Raw genomic sequence first — 6,625 nt, forward strand, 5'->3', positions numbered from 1 at the left:
CCGCATGGGGCAGCGCAGGCGCAGGCGGCGGGCGCGGCGCCGCGGCGATCCCCTGCACAGCCCGCGCCGGCACGGTGAAGGCGAAGGTGCTGCCGCGTCCGGGCTCGCTCTCGAGCGTGAGCGCCCCGCCCATCAGCGCGACCAGGCGGCGACAGATCGTCAGGCCGAGACCCGAGCCGCCGAAGCGGCGCGCGATCGAGGCGTCGGCCTGGGTGAAGGGCGCGAACAGGCGCTTCTGCGCGGACGGCGCGATGCCGATGCCGGTGTCGCTGACCGCGAAGCGGAGCCCCGGTGCGCCGTCGCGCGCCGCGGCCGCCTCGACGCGCAGGGTGACGCCGCCGATCGCGGTGAACTTCACGGCATTGTCCACCAGGTTGGTCAGCACCTGGCGCAGCCGCTGCGGATCGCCCTCGACCGCCTCGGGCACGGCACGGTCGATCGCGGCGGCAAGCCCGATGCCCTTCTCGGCGGCGGTCGCGGCGAACAGGTCGAGCACGCCGTGCACCACCTCCGCCGGGCGGAACGGCACGCGGTCGAGCCTCAGCATCCCCGCCTCGATGCGGCTGATGTCGAGGATGTCGTTGACGATCGCGAGCAGGTCGCGGCCGCAGCGCTCGGCGGTCTCGGCATAGGCGCGCTGTTCGGCGGAGAGATCGGTGTCGAGCAGCAGGGCGAGCGTGCCCATCACGCCGTTCATCGGCGTGCGGACCTCGTGGCTCATCGCGGCGAGGAAGTCCGACTTGCTGCGGTTCGCCCGCTCGGCGGCGCGGCGCGCGCGCCTCTCGCCCTCCTCGGCGCGCCGGCGCGCGGTGACGTCGTGCTGGATGCCGACATAGGCGATCGGCCGCCCGTCGGGACCGGGCACGGGGGCGATGCGCAGCTCGTTCCAGAACCGCGTGCCGTCGCGGCGGTAGTTGACCAGTTCCAGCGTGATCGGCTCGCCGGCCGCGATCGCGCCGCGGATGCGCGCGACCGCGCGCGGATCGGTGCCGCGGCCCTGCAGGAAGCGGCAGTTGCGCCCCAGCACCTCCTCGGGCGGGTAGCCGGTGATCGCCGAGAAGGCGGGGTTGAGGAAGACGATCGGGCAGTCGGGCCGGCCGGGATCGGCGATCGTCACCCCGGTCGGCGCCGCGGCGATCGCGGCGGCGAGCAGGCCGATGCCGGCCGCGCGCGCGTCGAAGTCGGCGAGCGCCGCATTGCCCGCGGCGCGGGCGGGCTCAGCGGTCGTAGGCGACGAGCGCGTCGAACGGGACATCGAGCTTCGCCCTTCCGTTCAGGAAGGTCAGTTCGATCAGCGCCGCCGCCCCCGGCACCTCGGCGCCGAGCTTGCGGAGCAGCGTGATCCCCGCCGCCATGGTGCCGCCGGTGGCGAGCAGGTCGTCCACCACCACGACGCGGTCGCCGGGCTTCACCGCGTCCGCCTGGGCCTCGATCCGGTCGGTGCCGTATTCCAGCGCGTAGTCGTGCCCGACCGTGGGCCCGGGCAGCTTGCCCTTCTTGCGCAGCATGATGAAGCCGCAGCCGAGCCGGAGCGCGAGCGGCGCGGCGACCAGGAAGCCGCGGCTCTCCACCCCCGCGATCAGATCCGGCAGATGGCGCGCGACCAGGCGCGCCATCCGCCGCATCGCCACCTGCCAGGCGTCGGCGTTCGCGAGCAGGGTCGAGATGTCGTAGAACAGGATGCCGGGCTTGGGAAAGTCGGGGATGCTGCGGATGTGGTCCTTGATGTCCATGCCGTGCCTGTCCTCGCCTGCCGCGCCGCAACCTTAGAGGAGGCCCGGCCGACGGGGCAACGCGCCCGGATCGCGGCGCGACGCGGAACCTTCATCTCGCTGTCACCGTCGCGTAACATGGTGCGGCTACACGCCGCGAGGCCCACGACAGGGAGAGACGACAGATGCACCGCAGGACCCTTCTCGCCGGCGCCGCCCTGGCGCTGGCCGCAGCGGCTCAGCCCGCCGGCGCGCAGACGCGCACCGAGATCCAGTTCTGGTACGGGCTCGGCGGCGCGCTCGGCGAGCGCGTCCAGGAGCAGGTCGCGCGCTTCAACGCGAGCCAGGACCGCTATACCGTCACCGCCACCTTCCGCGGCAGCTATGTCGAGGTGATGACCGGTGCGATCGCCGCCTGGCGCGCCGGCAACCCGCCGCACATCGCCCAGGTCTTCGAGGTCGGCACCGCGACGATGATGGCCGCCGGGCCCGCCATCAAGCCGGTCTGGCAGCTCGCCCAGGAGTCCGGGATCGCGATCGACCCGGCGAAGTACCTCGCCGGCGTGCGCGGCTACTACAGCGACACCCAGGGACGGCTCGTCTCGATGCCGCACAACTCCTCCTCGGCGCTGATGTGGGTCAACCTCGACGCGTTCGAGAAGGCCGGCGTGCGGGAGATCCCGCGCACCTGGCGCGAGGTCCGCGCGGCGGCGGAGAAGCTGAAGGCCGCCAACGCCACGCCCTGCGTCATGACCACCACCTGGCCGACCTGGGTGATGTTCGAGCAGCAGTCCTCGATCCACGATGTCGGCCTCGCCACCAAGGCGAACGGGTTCGGCGGCATGGACGCGGAGCTGAACCTCACGCATCCGTTCTTCCTCAAGCACGTGCAGTTCCTCGCCGACCTGCAGCGCGACGGGCTGTTCCGCTACGGCGGGCGGGACGGCGCCGCCGGCAACCTGTTCCCCTCGGGCGAGTGCGCGATCAGCTTCGGCTCCTCGGCGGCGCGCGCGCAGATCGAGCGCGACGCCAAGTTCCGCTGGGCCTCCGTGCCGCTGCCCTACCACGACGACGTGATCCAGACCCCGCGCAACGGCGTGATCGGCGGGGCGAGCCTGTGGGCGCTGACCGCGCGCAACCGGACGCCGGCCGAGTACGCGGCGGTGGCGGCGTTCTACGCCTTCATCAGCCGGCCCGAGGAGGACCAGTGGTGGCATCAGGTGACCGGCTACGTGCCGCTCACCCTCGCCGCCTACGAGAAGGCGAAGGCCGAGGGCTACTACGAGCGCAACCCCGGCGCCGATGCGGCGATCATCCAGCTCAGCCGCGCCGAGCCCACGCCGAACAGCCAGGGCTTCCGCCTCGGCGGCTTCGTCGAGATCCGCAACATCATCCAGGAGGAGCTGGAGAAGGTGTTCCAGGGCCAGCAGACCGTGCCGCAGGCGCTGGAGACGGCGAACCGGCGCGGCAACGCGGTGCTGCGGGCGTTCGAGCGCGCCAACCGCTCGTGACCGGGAACGCCGCCTGAGAAGAGGGGCAGGCCGTTCCGGTCCCGGAGCAGCCTGCCCGATCCGGCCGATGCGCAAGCGCGTCATCTTCAGCGACAAGGGCCTGCCCTACCTGCTGCTCGCGCCGCAGCTCGCGATCACCTTCGTGTTCTTCTTCTGGCCGGCCGGGCAGGCGATCTGGTTCAGCTTCCTGCGCCAGGACGCGTTCGGCATCCGCACCACCTTCGTCGGGCTGGAGAACTTCGCCGCGCTGCTCGAGGACCCGCTCTACCTCGCCTCCGCCTGGAACACGGCGGTGTTCTCGTTCTGGGTCACGCTGGTCTCCATGGCGGTGGCGCTCGGCCTCGCGGTGCTGGCCGACCGGCACATCCGCGGCGCCGGGGTCTACAAGACCCTGCTGATCTGGCCCTATGCGATCGCGCCCGCGGTCGCCGCGGTGCTGTGGATCTTCATCGTCCACCCCCAGGTCGGCCTGCTGGGCCGGTTCCTGAACGGCATCGGCATCGCCTGGGACTACAAGCTGGACGGCGGCCAGGCGATGCTGGTGGTGATCGTCGCCTCGGCCTGGAACCAGATCCCCTACAACTTCCTGTTCTTCCTCGCCGGGCTGCAGTCGATCCCGCGCTCCGTGCTGGAGGCCGCGGCGATCGACGGCGCAGGCCCGCAGCGGCGGTTCTGGACCGTGATCTTCCCGCTCCTTTCGCCCACCACCTTCTTCCTCCTGGTGGTCAACATCGTCTTCGCCTTCTTCGGCACCTTCGGCGTGATCGACGCGCTGACCAAGGGCGGCCCGGCGAAGGCGACCGAGACGCTGATCTACAAGGCCTACATCGACGGTCGGGTGAACCTCGATCTCGGCTCGTCCTCGGCGCAGTCGGTGGTGCTGATGCTGGCGGTGATCCTGCTCACCGCGATCCAGTTCCGCTACATCGAGCGCAAGGTCCACTATTGATGCGGGGCGGAGGGTGATGCACGGTCCGATCGACGCCGCGCGGCTCGCCGCCGCCGAGCGCGCGGCCGTGCGGGCCGAGGCGGCGCGCCGGCGCACCGACATCGTCACGCATGCGATCCTCGCGCTCGGCGTCGTGCTGTTCGCCCTGCCGATCTGGATCGTGCTGATGGGCTCGACGCACGATGTCGGCACGATCGCCCGCGGCGAGGTGCCGCTGCTGCCGGGGCCGCACGCGGTCGAGAACTACCTGACCGCGCTCGGCGAGGGCTCGGCCCGCACCACGCGCGTGCCGGTGGCGCTGATGATGCTCAACAGCCTCGTGATGGCGCTCTTGATCACGGTGGGCAAGATCGCGATCTCGCTCGCCTCCGCCTATGCGGTGGTGTTCTTCAGCTTCCCCGGGCGGATGGTGGCGTTCTGGTCGATCTTCATCACGCTCATGCTGCCGGTCGAGGTGCGCATCTTCCCGACCTTCAAGGTCGTCTCCGATCTCGGCATGATCAACACCTACGGGGGCCTGATCATCCCGCTGATCGCCTCCGCTACGGCGACGCTGCTGTTCCGCCAGTTCTTCCTGACGATCCCCGACGAACTCGTCGAGGCGGCGAAGATCGACGGCGCCGGACCGATCCGCTTCTTCAAGGACGTGGTGCTGCCGCTCTCGACCACCAACATCGCCGCGCTGTTCGTGATCCTGTTCGTCTACGGCTGGAACCAGTATCTCTGGCCGCTGCTGGTGACCACCTCGGGCGAGGTCGAGACGATCGTGATCGGCATCGTGCGCATGATCGGCTCGGAGGCGGACACGGACTGGAACCTGGTGATGGCGACCGCGGTGCTGGCGCTCCTGCCCCCCGTGGCGATCGTCATCCTGATGCAGCGCTGGTTCGTCAAGGGCCTGGTCGAGACGGAGAAGTAGCGGCGATGGCCACACTCGAGCTCCAGGGCATCCGCAAGTCGTTCGGCGCCACCGCCGTGCTGCACGGCATCGACCTCGCGGTGGCCGAGGGCGAGATGATCGTGATCGTCGGCGCCTCGGGCTGCGGCAAGTCGACGCTCTTGCGCATCGTCGCCGGTCTCGAGACCGCGACCGAGGGCCGGGTGATCATCGGCGGGGCGGACGTGACGCGGCTCGAGCCGAAGGACCGCGACATCGCCATGGTGTTCCAGAACTACGCGCTCTACCCGCACATGAGCGTGTTCGACAACATGGCCTACGGGCTCAGGATCCGCGGCCTGCCGCGGGCCGAGATCCGGACCCGCGTGCGCGAGACCGCCGAGCTGCTCGGCATCGGCCATCTGCTCGAGCGCAAGCCGCGCCAGCTCTCGGGCGGGCAGCGCCAGCGCGTCGCGATGGGGCGGGCGATCGTGCGCGAGCCGAAGCTCTTCCTGTTCGACGAGCCGCTCTCGAACCTGGACGCCAAGCTGCGCGTGGCGATGCGCGCCGAGATCAAGCGGCTGCAGCGCCGCCTCGGCGTGACCAGCCTGTTCGTCACCCACGACCAGGTGGAGGCGATGACGCTCGGCGACCGGCTGGTGGTGATGCACGAGGGCCGCGCCGAGCAGGTGGCGACGCCGATGGAGATCTGGCGCGCCCCGGCCAACACCTACGTGGCCGGCTTCATCGGCGCACCGGCGATGAACTTCCTCGCTGCCGAGCTCGCGCAGGGCGGGGCGGCGGCGGCGCTGAAGGCGGGCGCCACCATCCCCTTCGCCGACGGGGTGCATCCCGGCGCCGACGGCATGAAGCTCACCATCGGCATCCGGCCCGAGCATGTGCAGGCCGGGTCGGGCCCGGACAGCCTGGCGCTGAAGGTCGATCTCGTGGAGCCGCTCGGCGCCGAGAGCCTGATCCACGGCGTCCTGCCCTCGGGCGAGGCGCTGACGGTGCGGATGAGCGACTGCGCGCCGGTCGCGGGGGCGGTGCTGCCGGTGGTGCTGCCGGCCGCGAGCCTGCACGTGTTCGACGCCGAGGGGCGGCGGATCGAGGCGGTCCGCCAGCGTGCGCGCCAGGCGGCGGGAGCGGGCGGAGGGGCGCGGGTCCCCTCGCCCTGAGCCGTCCGGTCCCGCGCGGCCGGCAGGCGGTGGAGCCCACGACGCCGGGGCGTTCCGGCGCGGCCGGCCGGGCCGAGGTCGGACCGGCATGGCGGGGCGGCGGCGCCAAACCGGTTGCGCGTCCCGTCTCGGCCCGGTAACACTTTCGCGCGATACGAGAACCCCATGGGAGCATCCGGGGTGAAGCGCGGATGAGCAGCACGGGCGGGCTTTCGACCCCCGTCGTCGCCAAGCCGGGGGCAGCGCGCCCGACCGCGACGGCCGCGCCCGCGCCCGCCCCGATCAGCGCCCCACACCCGAAATTGCCGGAGAGCGAGCCGATCAGCCCGCCCGCCGAGGCGCCCCCGGCCGCGCCGAGGCCGGCGCGCCGGAGGGTGGCATCGGTATAGGCGCACGCG

At 71.6% G+C, this 6,625-nt stretch carries 6 protein-coding genes; 4 read left to right on the forward strand and 2 right to left on the reverse strand.

The genetic code is table 11. From position 1 onward, the window contains the following. Both FK498_RS16195 and FK498_RS16200 read right to left on the reverse strand, forming a co-directional pair. The coding region (locus FK498_RS16195; protein ID WP_141856354.1) for an ATP-binding protein at window positions 1-1,255 on the reverse strand (1,255 nt) is incomplete at its 3' end. Then, on the reverse strand, window positions 1,218-1,733 hold the full coding sequence (locus tag FK498_RS16200) for an adenine phosphoribosyltransferase (protein ID WP_141856356.1): 516 nt from the start codon (window positions 1,731-1,733) through the stop codon (window positions 1,218-1,220). The genes FK498_RS16195 and FK498_RS16200, both read right to left, overlap by 38 nt. 164 nt (window positions 1,734-1,897) lie before the next feature. On the opposite strand from FK498_RS16200, the gene ugpB reads away from it, so the two are divergent. The 4 genes from ugpB (at window position 1,898) to ugpC (ending at window position 6,227) form a co-directional block, all read left to right on the forward strand. After that, window positions 1,898-3,223 carry a sn-glycerol-3-phosphate ABC transporter substrate-binding protein UgpB gene (ugpB, locus tag FK498_RS16205; protein ID WP_141856358.1) on the forward strand — a complete coding sequence of 442 codons (1,326 nt, stop codon included), beginning with the start codon at window positions 1,898-1,900 and terminating at the stop codon, window positions 3,221-3,223. Between the two features lie 67 nt (window positions 3,224-3,290). After that, window positions 3,291-4,172, forward strand: coding sequence for a sn-glycerol-3-phosphate ABC transporter permease UgpA (gene ugpA / locus FK498_RS16210; protein ID WP_141856360.1), 882 nt, complete (start codon window positions 3,291-3,293; stop codon window positions 4,170-4,172). Window positions 4,173-4,185: 13 nt separating this feature from the next. Beyond that, window positions 4,186-5,091 carry a sn-glycerol-3-phosphate ABC transporter permease UgpE gene (gene ugpE, locus FK498_RS16215; RefSeq protein ID WP_237560974.1) on the forward strand — a complete coding sequence of 302 codons (906 nt, stop codon included), beginning with the start codon at window positions 4,186-4,188 and terminating at the stop codon, window positions 5,089-5,091. A gap of 5 nt (window positions 5,092-5,096) precedes the next feature. Then, complete coding sequence (ugpC, locus tag FK498_RS16220; protein WP_141856362.1) at window positions 5,097-6,227, forward strand: sn-glycerol-3-phosphate ABC transporter ATP-binding protein UgpC; 1,131 nt, start codon at window positions 5,097-5,099, stop codon at window positions 6,225-6,227. Window positions 6,228-6,625 lie beyond the last annotated feature (398 nt).

The sequence above is a fragment of the Elioraea sp. Yellowstone genome, from assembly GCF_006704265.1.
Taxonomy (GTDB): Bacteria; Pseudomonadota; Alphaproteobacteria; order Acetobacterales; family Acetobacteraceae; genus Elioraea.